A 1,206-nucleotide genomic window follows, 5' to 3' on the forward strand; every position below is an offset into this window, starting at 1 on the left:
ACCGGATTAATTTGGTGCATTAGGATATAGGTGTTTGAGTTTGATACGGGCATCCTCTGTAGTGAAGCGCCATTGAACTTGACTATTGGTGAGATTACGCTGGTTCTGCCAAGCAGATAACTCCTTTTCTAACTCGGTGGCAGAGGAAATACGACGGTCAAGACATTGTTGAGAAAGGACACTTAACTCAATCTCGGCAACATTCAACCAACTACCATTACGAGGGGTATAGTGAATTTCTAGGCGGCGAGCTAATCGATGGGCAACAGTTGCAGGAAAAGCTTCATACAGTGAAGCAATGTGATGAGTATTGAGATTGTCACACACTAACTTGACTTTCCGAGCCTGGGGATAGTCTACATCTAGAAGTTGGCGAACTTCCAATGCCCAATCGACGCGAGTACGCTGCTGACGACTACTCACTCGTCGCCATCCCCGCAGAGGATCAAAAAATATAAACAAGGCACGCACACCATGCCGTTCATAATGGTAATCCTCTTTGCGATCGCTTTTGGGTGCCATTGGTATTGGCTCGAATACATCTGCTTTTAACTCATAAGCAGCTTCATCCATGCAAATTAGTGGTTCCAAATCTGTGTGCTGGCTAGTATACAGGTCTAAGACTTCTTCCATCTGGGCTACAAAGCGTGCTGTATCGCGTTCGGGAATACAGTAGCGCTGCTTTTTCCACGGACGCAATTCGTTTTTTTGAGCGTACATCGCACAGTCTCACGACCAATTTCCGTGACAATACTACGCGCTTTGAGTTCGTCTACCAGTAACTTGAGCGTCCAACGAGTCCTGCCATCTGGCGGTGGTGAACAGCATATAGCTATCAGATAAGCCTCTTTTTCCCCGTCTAATTTGCGCGACACAGGTGATGTCTGACGTGGCTTGCGGTTGAGGGCTGCTTGTTCTCCTTGCTTTAAAAATGAACTGCGGATGCGGGCGACGCTATTACGATGTAATCCCAGCGCTGCTCCTATCTGTTGGTCATTCCAACGTTGCTTCCCATATTCACCCTCATCCGACATCAGAAGTACACGCGCATGGAGAATTTTTTTCGCTGCTGCATGACCATTGCGGCTTATCATTTCTAAGTTTTGTCTTTGTTCTGCACTTAAGCGGATCTTGTCCCTTCGTCCACGTCCCATTTTTTTGTCTACTTTTAACATCTTTATTGCACTATTTTAGTCCGGTCGCGCT

Annotated in this window: 1 protein-coding gene; it reads right to left on the reverse strand. The window is 46.5% G+C overall.

Translation table 11 applies throughout. The features are described 5' to 3' along the window. Positions 1-6: 6 nt before the first annotated feature. A protein-coding gene (locus UYC_RS37055; RefSeq protein WP_085951638.1) for an IS630 family transposase occupies positions 7-1,154 on the reverse strand; the annotation gives its coding sequence in 2 pieces (ribosomal slippage) (positions 7-710 and positions 710-1,154; 1,149 coding nt in all). Positions 1,155-1,206: the final 52 nt, after the last annotated feature.

Source organism: Chlorogloeopsis fritschii PCC 6912 (assembly GCF_000317285.1).
GTDB classification, from domain to species: domain Bacteria; phylum Cyanobacteriota; class Cyanobacteriia; order Cyanobacteriales; family Nostocaceae; genus Chlorogloeopsis; species Chlorogloeopsis fritschii.